The sequence below is a fragment of the Microcoleus sp. N3A4 genome (assembly GCF_036701805.1).
Lineage (GTDB): Bacteria > Cyanobacteriota > Cyanobacteriia > Cyanobacteriales > Microcoleaceae > Microcoleus.
In genome coordinates, this window is record NZ_JAUBRJ010000063.1 from 17423 (window position 1) to 37594 (window position 20172).

Annotated in this window: 20 protein-coding genes; 7 read left to right on the forward strand and 13 right to left on the reverse strand. The window is 45.5% G+C overall.

Features of this window, described 5'->3' with window-relative positions; all coding sequences use genetic code 11:
• Positions 1-559: 559 nt before the first annotated feature.
• The 3 genes from QUA56_RS27685 to QUA56_RS27695 all read left to right on the forward strand — a co-directional run bounded on the left by QUA56_RS27685 (position 560) and on the right by QUA56_RS27695 (position 4168).
• Positions 560-1471, forward strand: a complete 912-nt coding sequence (locus tag QUA56_RS27685) for an MBL fold metallo-hydrolase (protein ID WP_333364494.1) — start codon at positions 560-562, stop codon at positions 1469-1471.
• Between the two features lie 238 nt (positions 1472-1709).
• The gene (locus QUA56_RS27690; protein ID WP_333364497.1) at positions 1710-2924 is read left to right on the forward strand and encodes a bifunctional riboflavin kinase/FAD synthetase; all 1215 of its coding nucleotides are present in this window, start codon (positions 1710-1712) and stop codon (positions 2922-2924) included.
• 335 nt (positions 2925-3259) lie between these two features.
• Complete coding sequence (locus tag QUA56_RS27695) at positions 3260-4168, forward strand: MoxR family ATPase (RefSeq protein WP_333301243.1); 909 nt, start codon at positions 3260-3262, stop codon at positions 4166-4168.
• Between the two features lie 392 nt (positions 4169-4560).
• Here the strand turns inward: QUA56_RS27695 and QUA56_RS27700 are convergent, their stop codons facing one another.
• A complete protein-coding gene (locus QUA56_RS27700) occupies positions 4561-5760 on the reverse strand; it encodes a glycosyltransferase (protein ID WP_333364500.1) in 1200 nt (399 codons plus the stop codon).
• 103 nt (positions 5761-5863) lie between these two features.
• On the opposite strand from QUA56_RS27700, the gene QUA56_RS27705 reads away from it, so the two are divergent.
• Complete coding sequence (locus QUA56_RS27705; protein WP_333364503.1) at positions 5864-6313, forward strand: hypothetical protein; 450 nt, start codon at positions 5864-5866, stop codon at positions 6311-6313.
• A 217-nt stretch (positions 6314-6530) separates the two neighbouring features.
• On the opposite strand, the gene QUA56_RS27710 is transcribed toward QUA56_RS27705, so the two are convergent.
• Both QUA56_RS27710 and QUA56_RS27715 read right to left on the reverse strand, forming a co-directional pair.
• Positions 6531-7970: an MFS transporter gene (locus tag QUA56_RS27710; protein ID WP_333364506.1), complete on the reverse strand. Its 1440-nt coding sequence runs from the start codon at positions 7968-7970 to the stop codon at positions 6531-6533.
• Between the two features lie 762 nt (positions 7971-8732).
• On the reverse strand, positions 8733-9161 hold the full coding sequence (locus tag QUA56_RS27715) for a hypothetical protein (RefSeq protein ID WP_333364509.1): 429 nt from the start codon (positions 9159-9161) through the stop codon (positions 8733-8735).
• A 442-nt stretch (positions 9162-9603) separates the two neighbouring features.
• Here QUA56_RS27715 and cbiD point away from each other — a divergent pair, with 442 nt between their 5' ends.
• The gene (gene cbiD / locus QUA56_RS27720) at positions 9604-10761 is read left to right on the forward strand and encodes a cobalt-precorrin-5B (C(1))-methyltransferase CbiD (protein ID WP_333364512.1); all 1158 of its coding nucleotides are present in this window, start codon (positions 9604-9606) and stop codon (positions 10759-10761) included.
• A 347-nt stretch (positions 10762-11108) separates the two neighbouring features.
• Positions 11109-12710, forward strand: coding sequence for a glutamine-hydrolyzing GMP synthase (guaA, locus tag QUA56_RS27725; protein ID WP_445242955.1), 1602 nt, complete (start codon positions 11109-11111; stop codon positions 12708-12710).
• A gap of 276 nt (positions 12711-12986) precedes the next feature.
• Here the strand turns inward: guaA and QUA56_RS27730 are convergent, their stop codons facing one another.
• Positions 12987-13196, reverse strand: a complete 210-nt coding sequence (locus QUA56_RS27730) for a hypothetical protein (protein ID WP_333364518.1) — start codon at positions 13194-13196, stop codon at positions 12987-12989.
• A gap of 180 nt (positions 13197-13376) precedes the next feature.
• Here QUA56_RS27730 and QUA56_RS27735 point away from each other — a divergent pair, with 180 nt between their 5' ends.
• Positions 13377-13610 (forward strand): hypothetical protein, encoded by a 234-nt coding sequence (locus QUA56_RS27735; RefSeq protein ID WP_333364521.1) that lies wholly within the window; start codon positions 13377-13379, stop codon positions 13608-13610.
• A gap of 127 nt (positions 13611-13737) precedes the next feature.
• Here QUA56_RS27735 and QUA56_RS27740 read toward each other — a convergent pair whose 3' ends face one another.
• The 9 genes from QUA56_RS27740 to csx19 all read right to left on the reverse strand — a co-directional run bounded on the left by QUA56_RS27740 (position 13738) and on the right by csx19 (position 20170).
• Positions 13738-14364, reverse strand: coding sequence for a hypothetical protein (locus QUA56_RS27740; RefSeq protein WP_333364524.1), 627 nt, complete (start codon positions 14362-14364; stop codon positions 13738-13740).
• A gap of 69 nt (positions 14365-14433) precedes the next feature.
• The gene (locus QUA56_RS27745; RefSeq protein WP_333364526.1) at positions 14434-15060 is read right to left on the reverse strand and encodes a hypothetical protein; all 627 of its coding nucleotides are present in this window, start codon (positions 15058-15060) and stop codon (positions 14434-14436) included.
• Between the two features lie 167 nt (positions 15061-15227).
• Positions 15228-15614 (reverse strand): helix-turn-helix transcriptional regulator, encoded by a 387-nt coding sequence (locus tag QUA56_RS27750; protein WP_333364529.1) that lies wholly within the window; start codon positions 15612-15614, stop codon positions 15228-15230.
• 20 nt (positions 15615-15634) lie between these two features.
• Positions 15635-16009 (reverse strand): hypothetical protein, encoded by a 375-nt coding sequence (locus QUA56_RS27755; protein ID WP_333364531.1) that lies wholly within the window; start codon positions 16007-16009, stop codon positions 15635-15637.
• 81 nt (positions 16010-16090) lie between these two features.
• Entirely contained in the window at positions 16091-16219 is a 129-nt protein-coding gene (locus QUA56_RS27760) for a hypothetical protein (RefSeq protein WP_333364534.1), read from the reverse strand.
• Between the two features lie 91 nt (positions 16220-16310).
• Positions 16311-16622 carry a helix-turn-helix domain-containing protein gene (locus QUA56_RS27765; protein WP_333364537.1) on the reverse strand — a complete coding sequence of 104 codons (312 nt, stop codon included), beginning with the start codon at positions 16620-16622 and terminating at the stop codon, positions 16311-16313.
• Positions 16623-16780: 158 nt separating this feature from the next.
• The gene (locus QUA56_RS27770; RefSeq protein ID WP_333364540.1) at positions 16781-17278 is read right to left on the reverse strand and encodes a helix-turn-helix transcriptional regulator; all 498 of its coding nucleotides are present in this window, start codon (positions 17276-17278) and stop codon (positions 16781-16783) included.
• Between the two features lie 217 nt (positions 17279-17495).
• On the reverse strand, positions 17496-19586 hold the full coding sequence (locus tag QUA56_RS27775; protein ID WP_333364543.1) for a TIGR03986 family type III CRISPR-associated RAMP protein: 2091 nt from the start codon (positions 19584-19586) through the stop codon (positions 17496-17498).
• Entirely contained in the window at positions 19583-20170 is a 588-nt protein-coding gene (gene csx19 / locus QUA56_RS27780; protein ID WP_333364548.1) for a type III-D CRISPR-associated protein Csx19, read from the reverse strand. Before csx19 ends, QUA56_RS27775 begins: the two co-directional genes overlap by 4 nt.
• Positions 20171-20172: the final 2 nt, after the last annotated feature.

A 20172-nucleotide genomic window follows, 5' to 3' on the forward strand; every position in this document is an offset into this window, starting at 1 on the left:
CCGAATTTATCTCGCGCAAGTCAATCCAAAATCCAAAATCTAAAATCTAAAATCGAATGACCGCTAGCTGGACAAAGCGCAGCCTCCGGGCGGGCCGAGAATCCAGACACTACTGTTGGATAATTAGCAGGAGCATTCCTAAACTGCTAAGATTTTTGAATTAATGGGAGTTGAGGAAGCCCATCATCCGGGTTCAAACCGGTAAAGCAGCAAGCACAACAACCCACCGCGCGATCGTGTTTGGCAAGTGCGGAGGCTGGAGAAACAGCGGCTTGTGACCAAACTCAGACAGAACTGATGCCCCAAAGTGTGTCTGCGGAGGTTAGGCTAGTGAAGAGAGGAAAACAATAGTTACGATCGAGACTTGATTAGTCTACCTTGTAATTTATGGCTCAGTTGTCAAGCCCAAAAGTTTTGCATTGTCTGGCAAGCGAGACTCTTGGCACTTCCAACAAGTGGGGAACTCGACCGTCAAAGAGCTTGGGTTTGATGGTAAAGCCCTTACTACTATGTAAACACCTTACCGATGGCTCGCCGGAACAATCTTGCAGGAAAACCCATGTCTAGTATGCAAAACCAATTCACGGTTCACTTCTGGGGCGTTAGAGGTAGCATAGCGTCTCCCGGGGCAGAAACAGTACGTTACGGGGGCAACACGCCCTGTATAGAAATGAGAGTGGGTGAGAGCCGCCTAATTTTCGATGGCGGTACTGGATTGCGGGTTTTAGGACAAACTCTCCTGTCCCAGATGCCCGTAGAAGCTCATATGTTTTTTACTCACTCTCACTGGGATCACATTCAAGGATTCCCATTTTTTGTCCCAGCTTTTATTAAGGGCAATTGTTTTCACATCTATGGGGCAGTTGCTCCTTCTCCTAATAATGCTACTATCCAGCAGCGGCTCAACGACCAGATGCTCCACCCGAATTTTCCGGTGCCCCTACAAATTATGGGGGCAGACCTGAAATTTAACGATATAGAAGTGGGCAAACCGCTGGAAATCGGAGATATTAAGGTCGAAACTGCTTTGTTGAACCATCCCGGGGAAGCTATAGGCTACCGCGTGAACTGGCGGGGGTATTCGGCTGCTTACGTGACTGATACCGAACATTTGCCCGATCGTTTGGACGAAAATGTGCTGTATTTGGCTCGGGATGCTGAGGTGCTGATCTACGATGCTACTTATACCGATGAGGAGTATTATGCGGAGAAAACCAGCAAGGTCGGCTGGGGACATTCGACTTGGCAGGAGGCGGTGAAGGTGGCAAAGGCTGCTAATGTCAAAAAGTTGGTGATTTTTCACCACGATCCGCTGCACAATGACGACTTTTTAGACAAGGTGGGAGAGCAAGTGGCTCAAAGGTTCCCGAACAGTTTGATGGCGCGGGAAGGTTTGTCCTTACAGTTGCTGCCTCCTACTAATAACAATTTATCTGAAGCGTCGGTGCAAGGGCCTAAAGTGCCTGTCTGATGGATTTGAGGTTGCCAGATGGTTCTGAACTCTTGAGTTCTGAAATCGGAAATTTAATTTAGGGCTGACCTCACTCAAACACGGATACAAGCCCCGGGCTTAAGTCGTGGAAAACCAAAAAGTTTAGACCAAAGTTCAATCTCCCAGATTTATCTGTGGAGTCAATCTAAAATCTAAAATCTAAAATCTAAAATCGACTGGCGATCGCAATCTGGCTAAGTATGTCAAAATCTTAAGCGTGTGGGTAACTTCTTCTTGTACCGCTGCTCTGACTCCAACTTCTGTTGCCTTGGGAAACTTTGACGGTTTGCACCTAGGGCATCGACAAGTCGTGCAGCCAATTTTAAATCGATCGCCCGGGCCAAATTCTGGGACGGTTTTTGCGTCGGGGCAAAATTTGCGCTCCAACGCTGGCAGAGATCAAAATTTGGAAAGCGAACATCCGGCGACCTGCGACAATGACTCAGCAGCACTGCCCGATCGAGCCGACAGCCGCCATAATTTCGATGGTTCGATCGGGCAAAAGGCAGAGGGCAACAGCCTCTCCGATCGCGATGCTGATGGGGTCGATCGACTTTACAGCACCGTGGTGACATTCGATCCCCACCCGCAAGAATTCTTTACGGGTCAACCGAAAAAACTGCTGACGCCCCTGGCAGAAAAGGTAGAATTGCTCGCAGCAATGGGCGTCGAGCAACTTGTGCTGCTGCCGTTCGATCGAGAATTGGCGGCTTTGACTGCTTCTGAGTTTGTCGAGGAAATTCTGGTGCGCCAACTAAAAGCGAGTCGAATTAGTGTGGGGGTTGATTTTCGGTTTGGACGGGGACGCGCTGGGACGGCTGCGGATTTGCAGTCGATCGCCTCGGGTTACGGTATTGATGTTGGTCTTGTACCCCTGCACAATTGCGGTGAGGGCGATCGGATCAGCAGTTCTGCAATCCGCGAAGGTCTGACATCGGGCGACCTCACAAGAGCGAATCAGTTGCTGGGGCGACCTTACAGTTTAGTCGGGACTGTGGTTGGGGGACAGCGGCTGGGCAGGACGATCGGATTTCCTACTGCTAATATCGAACTGCCGCCGGAAAAATTTTTGCCGCGTTTTGGCGTGTACGCGGTGCGAGTTTCGGTGAAGCATGGATGGGAAAATCTCAAAGATCGAAGTTCTTCCGATCGGCGGGAAAATCCCAAATCTGTAATCCCCGACAAAGCATCAAATTTATCTTTTGTCAATGGCGTGATGAATGTTGGTTGCCGCCCGACGGTAGACGGCCTGCAACCCACTGTGGAAGTTCACCTGTTAGATTGGTCTGGGGATTTGTACGGTCAAACCTTGAGCGCGAGTTTGGTAGAGTTTTTGCGACCCGAACAAAAATTCGCTTCTCTGGATGCTCTCAAAACTCAAATTCAGGCAGATTGCGATATTGCTAGAAGCCTCTTAACTGCTAAAGTCTAATAATTACAGCATATTCCATATATATGCGGTACACACAATAAGAGTCGTAAGTAAGGTGCGTCGCCACGCATCAATCTGCAAGTTCCATTGAACCTGCTCCGCAGCGACGCACCCTACATAACACGTACCGCACAATATAGCTTTATAGTGTACTTCACGAACCACCGAATATGCTGTATGTGATCTAGAACGGGCGATCGGTTTTAAAAATAGTGCAAGATGAGTCAGACTAAATTCTAGTTGTACAAATCCGCAGTCCCCAAGACAAAGACTCAAGATTTGAGCAATTTGATGTTCGATCCACAATTAGCAATTAGCAATTAGCAATCAGGGATATGAGACAACATATTGAGCGGCTCAAACAAAATCTAGGCAAGACTATTGTTGGCAAAGCCGATGCTATTCGCTTGGTGCTGGTAGCCGTGCTTTCGGGCGGACACGCGCTGCTGGAAGACGTGCCGGGTGTGGGGAAAACGCTGCTGGCGAAGTCTTTGGCGCGATCGATCGATGGGAAGTTTCAGCGGATTCAGTGCACTCCCGATTTGTTACCGACGGATATCACCGGTACTAATATTTGGAATCCGCGCAGCGGAGAGTTTGAGTTTTTGCCCGGGCCAGTTTTTGCTAATGTTTTGCTTGCCGATGAAATCAATCGGGCGACGCCGCGAACTCAGTCAGCTTTGCTGGAAGTGATGGAAGAAAAGCAGGTGACAGTAGATGGAGTTTCTCGGAATGTTCCCGCGCCGTTTTTTGTGATTGCGACTCAGAACCCGATCGAATATCAAGGCACTTTTCCGCTACCGGAAGCGCAGATGGATCGGTTTACTTTGTCTTTGACTTTGGGCTATCCCGCTGCGTTGGAAGAGTTGCAAATGTTGGAACGGCTTTCTGATACTTTTACAGTTGAAGATTTGCAGCCCTGTATTTCTTTGGAAGAAGTGCAGGAATTGCGCCGTTTGTGCGCTGCTGTGAAGGTGGAAGGCTCTTTGAAACAGTATATTGTAGATTTGGTGCGATCGACGCGGGAGGATGAGGAGATTACTCTGGGGGTGAGTCCCCGGGGTGCGGTGGCTTTGCACCGGGCGTCGCAGGCTTTGGCATTTATTTCTGGGCGGGATTTTGCTACCCCGGATGATGTGAAGGATTTGGCGCCGCACGTACTTTCTCACCGGTTGATTCCGGCGGGGGGAAGGAGGGCTAAGACGATTGTCGATCGATTGTTGCGGTCTGTTCCTATTCCTTAAAAAGTTTGTAAGGAATGAGAATTAAATAACTTGCATTTTTTGTAGGTTGGGTTGAGGAACGAACCCTCCGTTTCACTCCACCCAACCCCCACGCTTGATTGTTGGGTTTCGTGCCTCAACCCAACCTACGGAAGTTATTTAATCCACGCTCCTAAGTAAGTTGTTTTATTTAAAGGGAACAGGCAAGATGCCTGTTCCACAAACACTTAATTTTCCTGTGGGGTGGGCAGGATATCCGTTCTACAAACAATTACAGCTTATTTAAAGGAACAGGCAAGATGCCTGTTCCACAAACAATTAATTTTCCTGTGGGTTGGGCATCCTGCCCGCCCTTGAAAGACTTATTAATAATGGTGCAAGATGTCAGTTAATCAATAGGTTTTGCACCATTCTCAAGCACTCTCAAACAGCGCGACTAATTTTTTTGCCTCTAAATCGACATTGTGTTGTTGAGCAACCCGTTCTGCTCCTGTTTTCCCCATTTGTTCTAGTTTTTCTACAGGTGCTTCCAATACCGCGCGCATCGCTACGGCTAATGCTTCTGCGGAACCGGGAGGAACTAACCAACCGCAAACACCGGGTTCTACAAGTTCCGGGATGCCAGCAACATAAGTGCTAATTACGGGCCGATTGAGAGCGAGGGCTTCCATAATTACGACGGGCAAACCTTCAGCAAAACTAGGCAATACCATTGCGCGCGAAGCTAAAATCTCTTGCTGAACTCGATCGCCGCTGGCCCAGCCGGTAATTTCTATATGATTTTGCAGGCCGAGTTGCAAAATCTGCTGTTCAATATCCGATCGCAGCGGCCCGTCTCCTACGAGTACCAACTTAAACTCTAAGCCTTGAACTGCTAGCAAGTTAGCAGATTCTAGCAATAACAAATGACCTTTTTGTTCGCTGAGCCTCCCAATGCAAGCTAAGCGGGGCGCTGCGGGTACGGGGACGTATGGTGCAGCTAAAAATGCAGCATCTACGCCGCAGTGTATGACGTGAATTTTTGACCAAAAAGTGCGATCGCACCACCGAAAAAGCTGACTTTTACCGAAGGAACTAACCGCTGCTACAAAGGTCGATCGTTTAATTTTTTCGTCTAAGGAAAGAAGTGTGGCTTTATCAAATTCTTCAGGGCCGTGAACGGTGAAACTGTAAGTCGGGCCGCCAAGCACGCGGCACAACATTGCAACTGTTGTGGAATTTGTGCCGAAGTGAGCGTGAACGTGTGCGATACCCGATTCTGCAAACCAATTTAAAAGAATGCAAGCTTCTGCTAAATAAGCTAGATGCAGCAAAATCCCCCGTTCCGAGTGCCAGCCAACTTTGAACATTAACCGCACAGCTTCGATGAATCGAATTGGTCTAGTTGCGGCAACGCGGAGCAAACCCCACGCTAACCCCTGTACGCCAACTCCTAAGATTACTTTAGTCAATTCTTGCTCTATTTTGTCTGCCGCGTCAACGAGTTCTGACTCGCAGGATCGGATCGAAAAACGTGCGACTTTCATGCCGCATTTTTCGACTGCTAGCACTTCTCTGCGGACAAAGCTGTGGCTGACTTTGGGATATTGGTTAACTAAATAAGCGATGTTCATGAACGGGGAGAAAATTTTATGGTAAAACTTAGATTAGTTTAGCCTTTAGCTGCATTCCCTAGCCAACAAATTTAGCTGATTTGTTGAGCTTATTTGAGCATGGGTGGAGGGCGATCGCTTTTGGCGGAACCGGGATGTGACAGCGGGGCGATCGCCTCAATGTTTTAAACTTCTCCAAAAAAGAAACTTGGTGCGATCGCTCGCAAGCTATAACATGATTTTACCCGAAATTTACCAGAGTCAAATCCGAGCGCATATCGAAAAAAATCCTGAAGACGCAACTAGATTAGTCGGGGTTAACGAACGACAACTAATGTCGCTAATTGCTCGCGTATCCAATCTGCACAACTGCCATCTTGAAATTCAAGAAATCAACACAACCCGCATCATTAAAGGTGGCGGTTGTCAGTCGTGTAAATTAGCAATTGCCGACCAAATTCTGCTAACATTAGTATACTTGCATCACCTAAGCTGTTCGGCATTTAAACCATTAACGATCCAGGTAAGGTGCGTCATTCGCGAACACTTACTATACATGGGAAACGCTTATTGACTGACGCACCCTACTATCCTCCTTTAAATGCCGAACAGCTTACCCATATTTCCGATGTTGGGAGTTCAATTTAAAGTGAGCGAGTCAACAGCTAAGTAGGTGCTGTAAAATGCAACTATGTAAACGATTGTAAAATATCTAAAGTCCCTAAGAGGATATTTGAAAAGTTAGAAGGCCTTTTCTGGTTTGTCGATCGGTAAATTTGAACGAACAGCTACTACCCCCGATTAAATGGGACAAGTAGAAAGGTCGGCAGGAACTCGCGCAGCGACTGGCTGCGGGGTTCTCGCACCAAAACCAAAGGCAGAAGGGCAATCAATCGCACACCAGCCGAGAGGGCAAACAGCGATCCCAAACTCATGCCGGGAAGTTCGGCTAGAAAGCCGCCGGCGGTAGTTCCCAAAGCCCCAGCTAATCCCGAAACTGCTGCGGCGATCGCAAAATAACTCGAAGGTTGCTCGATCGACGCTATCTCCATTTGAATATTGTTAGTACACAAGCCGATCGCCCCTAAAGTCGTTCCCCCCAACAAGTGCAGCAGGGGCAGCCACACCCACACCGCAAACGGATAATTGCCCGTACCCAACCACAGCAAAGGCGTTACCGCCACCACCAGCCCAACAGCAATTAGCAGGGGGCGATTTCCGCAGCGATCGGCCAACTTGCCCCAAAACAGCAGCAGCAGCAGATTTGCCCCGGAACTCAAGCTGGTGTAAATCGTTACCAAACTCACATCCAAGCTTAAATCTTTCAGCAGGTAGATATTAAAAAAAGGCGCGCAGAGATTAAGTGCAAATGTCCACACGCTGAAGTAAAGCATAAACATTAAAAAATTAGAATCTTTCAGCACAGAAGGGACAAAATCTGTTATTTGCTTGGCTTTTTTCTCTGTAAGTCGATCGCTCTGTGCATCTTTTTTGTATGCCTGCGGATTCACATCTACCATGAAGAATTGACACCCCAAACTAATCATTCCCGCAAAAACACCCACCAATAAAACAACACCGTAGCCCAAAATTGGATCTGCGCCCCAAGTTGACACGGACAATCCCATGAGCGGCACTCCCAGCAAACTAATCAAGCTCGTAGCACTGTTGCGAAAGCCAAAATAGCGTCCCCGCAAACGGTGAGGAACCACGGCGGCGAGCCAACTAAACCAGTTAGCACTGGCAAAAGCTCCTAGCACGCTAGCTGCTAGGACGGTTGCCAGCGTCCACAGCAGCAGTTGGTGGGGGTCTGCGTGCTGGGAACCCCAAACAATTGCCACCGCGAGCACCAGCCACAGCAGCCGCGACACTCCGAATATCCCTATGTTGTAGGAGTAGCGACTGGTTGTGCGGTCTGCCATGTAGGCTCCTAATGGTTGCAGGAGATTTACCACCATCGGAATAGCCGAGAATATACCTATTTCCACGCTGCTGGCGCCGAGTTGCAGCAAGAAGTTGCTCAGCAGGACGCCGGCGGTCGCCGACTCGAAGACATTTGCAAAAATGCCGTCTAGAATTGAGGCTTTGAGAGTCGATCGAATGTCTTGTTTAGAAATTTTGAGAGCTGTTTTTGGAGGTAGAACGAGCTGAGATATTTTATTATCTAGTATTTCTGGAGTCTGGAAAGATAGAGGTTGATTTAACTCTGCAACTGGTTCAACCATAGTCATAAGATTTTAGATTGCGAAAGACTTACTTAACTTAGGACTTACCTAGACTTCGATTGGAAACCTGGTTTCTTCGTGTAAGTAGATAGACACAAATAAATTTGACCGTGTAACAGCATCTAAAGCTATCACAACAAGAGCGATTGCTTAGTTTTGTTCGCAATGACATACTTACAGCAGATTCCACATTTATGAAGGACTAGATCGATCCCCACCGTAGGGACACGGCATTGCCGTGTCCCTACTTCATAAACCTGGAATACGCTGTATGTATTTTCCCGTTCATCTACTTATTTATGGTTGCTCTACTCAGTATTTTTCCTATAAATCGGATTTCTAACCTTCATGGAAAAGACTTACTTTACTGATATAGCAACTGCGCCGGACGCTTAGGACTTTCTTAATGTCCCAAACCCCTGCGGTCGATTGCTTATTCCTTCTCTCCTCGATCGCTAAAGCCTTCTTCCTTCTACTATAAATCAGGAGGCTTTAAATCCAGGCAACAAGTTTGTTTTTCTCCACGATGATTAAAATCAGGAGCTTGTATTCGGAGACAGGTTTTGACCGATAAAATTTAATATTTCTAGGGTGAATTGCTGAGCTAGCATGGTAAGATAAAGCCAGCCGCGCCTTCAAGATGTTAGGTTGAAAGCGAGACTGGCATTTCCGGGTAATTCATATCAATATAGACGCCAAGCGATCGCTAGGACATCAACCGCTTGGGAGATATAAATTTGCTAATTGTAAAAAAGTAGGTTTTAGGGCTTAACAAGGAAGCGATCGCAGCATTTCGCCTGCCAAAAATTGCTCGAATTCCCCGTCAAATAAGTCGCCCCAAGGGCCAAAACAAATTTCGCGCGAGATCCTCCACTCCGCTCTCAAACGTTTACGGCTAGCTAAATCTATAGAATGAAGGACGATCGACTTGCCGAGTATAGCTGCTAACTCCAGCCCTCGGGCGAGCGCGGCAATTCCCTCTGGGGCGACAGCATCCACTTGCAGCAGATCCACGACAACTCCAAGGGCTGCCCTTTCCAAAGCTTGCTCCAAATTAATTTGGAAATCTAAGACAGCGATGCCGTCGAGACAGCCCTTGGGTTGCAAAACAACGGTGTTGGATGCGGTGGTTTCTGCATCGAGTTGAGCAGTTGAACCCGAAACAACTGACTGGATGAGGGTAGTGGGGGTCTTCATATTTCTTCCCCCAGGAAGGCCCTTACCATAGCTGTACTCAGCACGGGATAGATGCGAGGAAAAAGGGTGCAAGGTATGTGGAAGATAGCTATAACCATCTTTTTTTTGAACTTGTTTACAGTATTTGTACTTAATTTCTGGAATCAGTTTGTTACTTCAAGCGCTGGCGATCGAGATTCCACGTTTTTTATGAAAATCTCCCGCAGGTGCCCGTAAGACTTCGGAGTCGGTTGTTGCCGATCCTCTACGAGGGCTCCGCTAACGCACCTCAAAAAAAGTGTGGCTGCGATCGGCAACTGGCAGGACAAAATTATTACTTGACAAAAATCACGCTAACTGCTGATAATAGCAAACCTTAGAATGAAACTTAAATGTTTGAGGGGTATCACTGCTACTGCGTGATATCGATCGCCGGCAAATTTACGGATTTCTGCATTAGATTGTGACAAAAACTCAACCTTTATCCGGGTATACACTGCCAGTATTTGCCTGTGCGGCAGCACTTGCAGCTTTGCGGTGCTTGCGTGAGGGTATTCAGTCTCTAGAGAGCGTATCAGTAAATTTACTGGAACCGCAAATAACGGCAGAAATTCCGATCGAGCAGGCATCTGTACTCAAAACTGGTACGGCTTTAGCCATCACTCGCTCCGATCCGGGGGACAATCTCGATCTGACTCGCAATACCCCCGTTTGGGCAATGGTGGAATTGGGGGGAGTGGGAGAGGGGGAAAGCGGGAGAGAGGGAGAGAATCGGGGAGTAGGAGAGCAGATTGTCATTGTTGGGGGCGAGGGAATTGGACATCACAAAGCAGGTGGAGGAGCGGCAATCTATGATTACGCAATGCGGCTGCTGCGATCGAATCTGAGCCGAGAACTCGCACCGTCTGAAAAAATTACTGTCACCCTAATTCTGCCGTCAGGGCGTCAACTAGCCACTCGCACTTCTAACGAAGCTTTCGGCGTGGTAGAAGGACTTTCGCTGCTGGGAACAACTGGCATTTCTCAACCGCTGAGCGCCCCGGGACAGTTGGAAGTTTACCGCGAACAACTGCAACAAAAAGCCGAACTGTTTGACACTTTAGTGTTCTGCATCGGCGAAAACGGCTTGGATTTGGCGCGACAACTGGGGATTAATCCCGATCGGCTCGTCAAAACCGCTAACTGGCTGGGCCCGCTGCTTGTAGAAGCAGGATGTCAGGGCGTGCGATCGATTTTGCTGTTTGGCTATCACGGGAAACTGATGAAATTGGCGGCGGGGATTTTTCACACTCACCACCACCTCGCTGACGGGCGCAGGGAAATTCTCACAGCTTACTGTGCTAAAGCTGGAATGCCCGCTGATGCGTGTTCCGCAATTTTTGCCGCAGCGACAGCCGAAGACGCTCTCGGGCAACTGCGGGCTTTGGACGCTCAAACTGGCAGCAATTGGGTCGATCGAATTTACGGCGACATCGCCCGACAAATAGACTTGCGCTCATCGGATTGCATTTTTACTCACACCAACCTGAGAATCCCGGTGGGATCGGTGATGTTCGGGCGCGATCGCAAAATTATTGTTAAAAGTGACATAGGAGATACATTTTTGACCCAAATTTGTTAATGTAGTGTGAATATCCCTGAATTATGTTTAAAACATCGGTCAGGGATAATATTTAACAAGTAATAATTCTCTGTCCCTAGACCTTAATTATACTAGGTTGCTTCGGGACGCAATTTTTGACGCAATAGTTCAATTAATTAGGGTAAGGATCGAAGTAAATCTATGCTTGCCCTCGACTCTATTAATCGACTAAGATCGCTGACAGCAATCTAGTATAAATAAGATTTATTCCTAGCGACTAATGCTTGCTCGCCTTCCTCAGTCTTGTACTGAAGCCGCGACAAATACCTCCGCTACGTTATGCCCAATCAGCAATTAGCAATTACGCAATAACCGTGACTACTCAAATAGAAACTGAATCAGTCCTAACAAACTCTTCTCTGGGGAAAATAGATCGCCAGACGATCGTGATTCTCGACTTCGGTTCGCAATATTCCGAACTGATTGCTCGCCGCATTCGCGAAACTCAAGTATATTCAGAAGTTATTTCTTACCGCACTACGGCAGAACAGTTAAAAGCTATCAATCCTAAAGGAATTATTCTGTCAGGAGGCCCGAGTTCTGTATACGATGAAAGAGCTCCCCAATGCGACCCAGAAATTTGGAATTTGGGAATACCGGTGTTGGGAGTGTGTTATGGGATGCAGTTGATGGTAAAGCAGCTCGGAGGAACGGTTGAGCGGGCTAAGTTAGCCGAATACGGCAAGGCATCGCTATTTATTGACGATCCTACGGATTTGCTGACAAATGTCGAAGAAGGCAGCACGATGTGGATGAGCCACGGAGACTCCTGTTCCGAGTTGCCGTCGGGTTTTGAGATCCTCGCTCACACGGACAATACTCCGTCTGCTGCTGTTGCTCACCACGAAAAAAATTTGTACGGCGTTCAGTTCCATCCAGAAGTAGTTCACTCGATCGGGGGAATAGCTTTAATTCGCAATTTTGTTTACCACATTTGCGAGTGCGAACCGACTTGGACGACTGCTACTTTTGTGGAGGAATCGATTCGCGAAATTCGCGCGCAAGTGGGGGATAAACGAGTTTTGCTGGCTCTCTCCGGCGGCGTAGATTCTTCTACTTTGGCTTTCTTGCTGCACAAGGCGATCGGCGACAAACTGACCTGTATGTTTATCGACCAAGGGTTTATGCGGAAGTATGAACCGGAACGGTTGGTGAAATTATTTAAAGAGCAATTCCACATTGATGTTGAGTATGTTAATGCTCGCGAACGCTTTTTAGCTCAACTTGAAGGGATTACCGATCCGGAAGTAAAACGCAAGCGGATCGGTCACGAATTTATCAACGTATTTGAAGAAGAATCGAAGCGTCTCGGCCCCTTCGACTACCTGGCACAAGGTACTCTTTATCCTGATGTGATTGAGTCGGCTGACACTAATGCAGACCCGAAAAGCGGCGAGCGAGTTGCTGTTAAAATTAAAAGCCACCACAACGTCGGCGGTTTGCCGAAAGATTTGCGATTTAAGCTGATCGAACCGCTGCGAAAACTGTTTAAGGATGAAGTGCGAAAAGTGGGCCGGTCGATCGGGCTTCCCGAAGAAATCGTGAACCGACAACCTTTCCCCGGCCCGGGATTGGCGATTCGGATTATAGGAGAAGTTACCGCAGAGAGACTAAATATTTTGCGAGATGCTGACTTCATTGTTCGTCAAGAAATTAACCGCCACGGATTGTACGGCGAACTTTGGCAAGCTTTTGCAGTTTTGCTACCGATTCGCAGTGTAGGCGTGATGGGGGACAAGCGCACTTATGCTTACCCGATCGTTCTGCGATTTATTAAGAGTGAAGACGGGATGACGGCTGATTGGGCGCGGGTTCCTTACGATTTGTTGGAACTGATATCGAACCGGATTGTGAATGAGGTTAAGGGGGTGAATCGGGTGGTTTACGATATTACTTCTAAGCCGCCGGGAACGATCGAGTGGGAGTAATAGGCAAAATGTTTTTTGGCGTTGCTGATTAACGGTATGAACCAACTTTTCTCAGAAGTTACAAAACTCACCATACTTGGCTGATGGCAATTGAGAACTCTTCAATTCATACCTGTATTAAGCAACGCCGTTTTGTTAACCGCAGATGTAGGCGATCGAGCCTTCCGGAAGGGTACGCAGATAAACACAGATAAAATCCCATCGGCGTTCATCTGTGTTCATCGGCTGATATCTGCGGTTAACAAATCTAAATCTAACTAATAAAGAAAGAAGGAATTAATCATTGCTTGATTCCTCTGTTTGCGGTGAAATTTGCTGCTGGGTACTTTGGGCTAACTTTTCTTCATAAGATTCCAGCCCTTTGGTAACTAGGATTCGCAACACCGACGACAGGGCGCGATCGGCTAACTCTGGCAAAGCCGAAACAGCCGTAATTCTTTCGCGCAATCCTTTTATGTCTACTGTTGTTCTGTCGGGTTTAGTCATCTTTTCAGTGTATCGCATTACATCAGCCCGAACAATAATGATTAAGATTGATGGGTTTTGATGCAACTTGATGCAAGACTGTTATAGTAGCCTCAGACAACAAAAACCAAACCCCCACCGCTTCTGACTCCAATCTAGATACGGCAGGGGTTTGGACTCCCAAATTCAGGAGGAGACTCTATGATATCAACTTCCAAGTCAGTCCCGGAACTGCTGCGAGAAAAGATTCCCGATGTCCCTGTTAACAAGCAACCCGTCCGCTTGCTTGCCTGCGGCCTTCCCAAAGGCGTAGACAGCATGATTCACCAGTTGCACGTCAAAGGTGTTGCAGAAATTTGGGAGTGGAGCCCGCCGATACCCTCACCTGTGCGCGGTGAAGTAATTCGGATTTTGATTCGCTATTTTGCCGAGTGATAGTTTGGGGGCGATCGCATTTTTTCTGTTGCGTGCGATCGCCCCTTAACCGATCGGTTAATCTAAAGTTAATGCGAACAAAAGTTAGATTTATCGATCGAACGTGGATGGGGTGCGATCGCAATGTTTAATTGCGATCGGCAATTTCAGCATCCAGCAGCAATTCGCACTGTTGAAACACGTAATTGATCGCAGCAAAGAGTTTGTCTAATTCTTGAATCGTATAAAACGTTTGATTGCGAGTAAAAACATTCCCTTTAATTTTACCAAATTCCCATAATTTTCCATTAGAAGCAATTCCAAGTACCTCTTGTTCGGGTTTTTCATTCAGCTTTTGCGCTGCAATCATCTCCACCATACACTGCGCCCATCCCGCCTCAAAATTATCCAATTTTGCTTCAACCAACAAAAAGTAAGGTTTGTCAAACACAACATTTCCCAACGGAGACTTTTGAGCAAGTATATACTCTGGAAATCCTGAAAGCTTTTCGTCATAAGTTAAGGATTTGTGACTCCACAATATAAATTTTTGCCTATATTGCTTCCAAACTTCTTTTAAAACAGGATAAATCAGATTTTCACAAATGGCATATTCCGAACAGTCGGCTGCACCATCTTGCATGACGATTTCCAAGTCTTCTCGAAAGTAATCGGGGATATTGAATTCAGTTTCAATAATAAAGTTAGATTGGGTGTAGGTAATCTGAAATTCTTTGACAACGGCATCGACAGTTTTGTAAGCGCTGAATGGCATAACAAACTCCTAAATTTAGGTTGCGTATTTTATTGAGCTAATTTTAGCATGGGTAAAGGGCGAGCGTGTTTAATTGCGATCGCCAGTTTCAGCATCCAGCAGCAATTCGCACTGTTGAAACACGTAATTGATTGCGGCAAATAGTCGATTTAATTCTTGAATTGTATAAAACATTTGATTGCGAGTAAAAACATTAGATTTGAGTTTGCCTAACTGCCAGACTCCCCCATTTGATACAATCCCAAAAACATCTTGCTCTGAGTTTTCATTCAGTCGCTGTGCGGCAATCATTTCAGCCAAACACTGCGCCCATCCATTTTCAAAGTTATCTTGTTTCGCTTCAACTAACAAAAAGTAAGGTTGTTCAAAGACGACTTTTCCTAATGAAGAACGTTTAGCTAAAATATATTCAGGAAATCCAGAAAGATATTGATCGTAAGTGAGAGATTGATGGCTCCACAAAACAAACCCGCTGTAATAGCGCTTCCAAACTTCTTTGAGCACTGGATAAATCAAATTTTCGCAAATTGCAAATTCAGAATTGTCAACTACTCCCTCTCGCATTGTAAATTCTAAATCTTCTCGAAAGTAGTCAGAGACATGAAACTCTGTTTCTACTATGAAATTAGATTCGGTGTAGGTAATCTGAAATTCTTTGAGGACTGAACTGACGGTTTTATAAGCGCTGAATGGCATAATCGCTTACCAGATTTAGGTTGCGTATTTTATTGAGCTGATTTTAGAATGGGGAAAGGGCGATCGCTTCTTTAGGAGACGCTACGCGAACCGTAAGCTGCGCGAGATATTGTAGGGAAAAAAGCGATCGCCTCTAATTCAACTTAGGAGTTAAGCATTGTTATTGTTTACGACAGTGGAATGGGAGCAAAAAGAGCTGGTTCGCGATCGTTTCGCGGAACGAGAGCAATTTGGACATCATAGCCTAACTCATTTGCATATTGCGCCAGAGTTTTCAATTCTATGCGATCGCGTGTTCCCTCAATTTGAGATATTCTGCCAGGACTTTTTTGCACTTCGCGCGCCATTTCTCTAACAGTTAATCCGCGATCGCTGCGAATTTTCTGAAGGAGTTCTCCCAAACTATCTAAAATGAGAAAATATTCCAATTTTTGTTGTAATTCCTCTGCCGTAGTCGGATTGAGAGTTTCAGGAGGATCGATCTCTACCATTGCTTCAGGTTCGCCTAGGATTGCCGCCAATAAACCGCTGACTTTGCCGTCAATTTTCTTCATATTTTTTTGCCTCGATTAAATTATACTAGCACTTGTAGTCCATTCCGTGCTGCTTGGATGACTTCGGCTGTCCAATTTAGTAATGCAGCACTAGCCGCATCTTCTGTTTTGCACTCAGCGCGACATAGGGCAAATTCTGTTTGATAAATTTGGAAAAAATAAACTCGTGCACCACCTTCTTCTGCTCTAGATTTTAGTTCGTAAATAGGTCCACCTAAATGCTTTTTGTATCTGGAATTCATGCCGTTAGCTTGTAAATCTGCAATCATTTCGATCGCTTTTTTCAAACAGCTATGCTTGCTGAGTTTCGCTAACTCCAGCAAGTCTGTCAGAATTTGGGGTCGTATTCCTGGTGGATCGTTGGGATGGATGGTGTTGTAAGTTTTACAGGACATTTGTTTAGTTTAAGCTAAACAGTGCGTTTAGTCAAGGCTAAACAAAATTAATTTTAGGGTAGATGATGAACAGTATGGGATTCATCTAACCTGACTGCGATCGCCCTTGATGAAATGGGGGAGTGGGAAGGGCGATCGCTTTTCGCTTCTTAGTTTCAATTCTGACTTCACTACGTCAGCATCTAGCAGCAATTCGCACTGTTGAAACACGTATTTTTGTAATGGATTGTTTCAGCTTAATTATAGCGGGGCTAAATTAAAGCCACCTGACAAAGTAGGTGGCTGACAAGAAAACGCAATATTACGAATTGGGTAAGCAAAGTTGCTGCCAAAGTTCTGGGGGAATGGCTTCAAAATGCTCTAACAGAAAATTCATCAAGGCGAGGTGACGCAAGTCGTGGGGTTGAGGATGGCGGTGCTTGCCTCCTCTGGCAAACCAGCGACGCACAGTAGAAACCGATCGACAGCAAATGAGAGCTAGAGCTTCTTGCGGGACATCCCATTTGGCGTAGAACTGCTGCGGAGTCATCGCCAGTTCGCAATCAGCGTAAAGCAGAATGATTCGTTTTTCTCGCTCGGTAATCGGGCGAGGTGTCAAGGAATGGTGTATCATAGAGGTAATGTTTTTATTTTGAACCAGCCAGTGCCTTCTTTGTGGCGCTGGCTTTTGTTTTTGGGCGCTTTGTTTTTTTGGCGCGATCGCGCTTGACAATCGCCCAACTAAGCCTTACTCTAACACTATACAACTTAAAGTTGTAAAATGTCAATAACTTAATCTGTGTTTTTAGATTCTTCCCTGAAGCTGAAACCAGCTACTTCGGCGACTAAATTCAGATGTTTTAGCGTGGAACGAGCAGGTGACTGTCCGTTCTCCCACTTACTGACAGTCCTCTGGTCAACGCCCAACCGTTCTGCAAATTCTGCTTGTGTCAACCCCATATGGAGACGTAATGCCTCGATCAGTTCGCCATTCCACTGCACCCGATCGCCCGCGTGCCGAACCTGAATTTTCTGGATTAACTTGCGAAATGTTACCCGTTGCGCGTCAATATCGACAGTTTCCACCCGATATCCTGCCTCCATCCAAGCGGTAGCTTGCAGAGCGCCCTTTTTGCGGTTGCTCCACCAAGCTTGCTGACTGCGTGCTGAAGCGGGGAGTGGGCCGTTTAGCAATGCCTCAATTTCGGCGAAGTTGAGGGTTACTTCGTCGAGATGGCGATTTTCGCGCAGATAATCTAGGAGCGGCTGGTACTTGCTGCCCTCCTTCATGTGCTGTTTTGTTAGATTTTAGGTTTTCAGATATAGAATGCCACAAATCGGGGGATGACGGGGAGCGGATGGGGGTGCGATCGCACTTTATGAGATGGATGGGGGAGTGGGAGGGTGCGATCGCTATTATGGGGAAAGCGAATCAATGCACACATTTTACACTTTTAATACTCCCATCTTCTTTGAGGGCAGTAATCTTTATGTACCATATTTTTATTCATTTTGGTCGTTGCCAAGCCGCAGAATTACCACCTGCTGAAGATTGTGGAGAACCTGGATATTTCTTTTTTTGAGCATCTTTCATCACTTGAGAGGGAGTTGGTAAAACTGGGCGAGTTTTATATTCGTTAGCCTTACCATTTTTTCCTAAATTGCCAATACAAGGTTGTTGCTTACGCTCAATTTCCATATATCTGCTTGAATTTTCTACAACACCAGTCCAACACAGCATTGTCAAAAGGCTTTTGATGCGTGGCACATCCTTTAAATACTTAGATTGTGCCTCAGTATGTTTTAGAACATAATCCTCAAACTTCTGTAAACAATTTTTTTTGATTTCATTAGTATCAACTTTAAAATTATCACCTGTTTCCCAGCCACACTCTTGGAACAAATGAATATAACGATGGTGACGGATACTTAATGAAAGTTCGGATATAATCTGGATTGCTCCCATTCCCAGAGGTTTGCCCATGCCTAGGGATAAGCGATAATTTTTGTCGGCAGCTATATCTAACACCCACAAAAAAGCACCTAACTCAACTTCGCTTAAATTCTCAAAGCCGATAGTAAATTCAAAAGATACATCTTTTTTGATTGGTTTTATATCTGTGTACTGAGAGCGTTTTTCTTCAATTTTATTGCTGCTACTTTCTTCAATCTGACTTTGCTCAACACTTCCCTTATGCCAATAAAGCTTGTGACCTCGAATGACTGTTTCGTTATTAGGCTGATTTTCATAGTGCTTTAGTTCACTTTCAACAGCACTATTCTGCACCAAATAGTGCTGAAATGTAGTAGGGTTTGGACTAGCTAATATCTTAGGTGTTATTGAGTTGGTAATATCACCTTTAAGCCAGATGTCCCCAGCACTAGAACTTTGACACTTAGCATCACTGATAAATACTCGTCCAGCTTGCGTTTGGTTTTCTTTTTGTTTGGTATCCCTAACAAACCCAAAGATAGCCTCTGTTATATCGAGAGTTGGAGCATTGTATGGATAATCTGGAAGAAACTTATAGTTAGGTTCGGGAATAAACTTTTTAATTGATTCCTTGTACGGCAAGCGAAACATCATTGTGTGTCCGAAGAATACAAGCTTGCCTTCCTCTATTAGATAGAAAACAGGGTGCATATGTTTTAAAACACCATCTTTACCTAGTAACTTTTTTTGCTCTTTTGTTAGCTGCTCTTGATAATCCTGAATCATTGAGTCTGGATTATCTGGAATTGAGATTAGTGTGGCTTGATCATCGGGTAAACCAATTACACACTCCATTTTTTTCTTTCCTGGCATTCCGCCTGTTTCTACCAAGACTCCTTGACATCGAGAGTTAGATCCAGATGGTGGAATGGCTTTAGCATAGTACAGTTCAATAAATCCTCCTTTATGAGGATGCCAAGTCATTAACTCAACATGAATATTTACTTTACTAGCGTGTTTGATGTCGTACCAACGAGATTTCACTAAATTCTTAATTTGCGATATATCTATTTTGGCAAAAGATGCTCCTTCAACAAGATTCTTTGCTGGTTGAATTGCCCAGCCAGAACCTTGTTGAGTTTTAATCAAATAACCAGCTTGCATGAGAAACGAATACTGACGTTCTCCCTCTTGTTGAAGTAACCGATCGCGGTAAAATTCACCTAAAGATGTAGTGTCAGCAAAAGCTCGATAAATTAACTGCTTATCAGCAACTTTGTCAATTTTGCTATAGCTGATAATTTCTACTAGCGTTCGTAACATACCGCGCAGACTGCTACCTGGTATGGTGGGATATTGATTGGCAGGATTCTCGAAAAAAGGAGCAAAAGTTTTACGCTTTTGATTTTTTTCCTCATCAGTTAAATCTTCATCTAATTTACCGTCAAACTTAGCAAAGTCAGTTGAGGACATACCACAGCGAATGTACAACGGTGATGAAGTAGTCAACGTACACTTGATTTTGCCAGTGTGACGGTTGTCATGGTAGCAGTTATGTGTTGGTATTGGCTCTGCTGGAACTATTTTTTCAGGGAGTTCGACAAAGTTATAAGGTGCAACAGCACGGCGATTATCTGGTACATTCTCTAAATGTTTTAGATTCATGACTTAATCTCCTGTTTAGTAGTTAGATCGACAAGACGGCTGAGATAGATACGAGCTAAACCCGTTCCTTCTTCATATCTGATGTAGTGATGTACGAGCAAACGTACTGGTTTAACTAAGCGATCGCCATTCAACTCGATATCACCAAATGGTACAGCGTGTTTAAGTCCCTGAGATCCATCCCAAAGTAGGGTAAAATTATCTCGCTTGATGCCATTTGTTCCCCAAAGAATCTGACTTTCTGGAATTTTATCTTCATTTGGATTCCCGATGAAACGCCATTTAAACTTTGTCTCGCTAAGCCGCCAAAGTAGAATTTCGCCATTTCGACCAAATATGCGACATTGTTGCAGTGTGAGTAACCGCAATTTAGGTAAATCAACTTTAAAATCAGGCTTGTGAAATATCTTTTCAGCAGTTGTTAACTTTTGATTATCAAACCTTCCCCAAATTATCCCATCTTCACCATGAGCCAATAGGTAAGGTGTTTGTGCGGATACAGATGGTGCTTGAGATTTTAACCAACTGCGTAAGTCATCATCATCTTTAAAACTTATTATTGGCGGCTCTCTATCTTCACTCATAT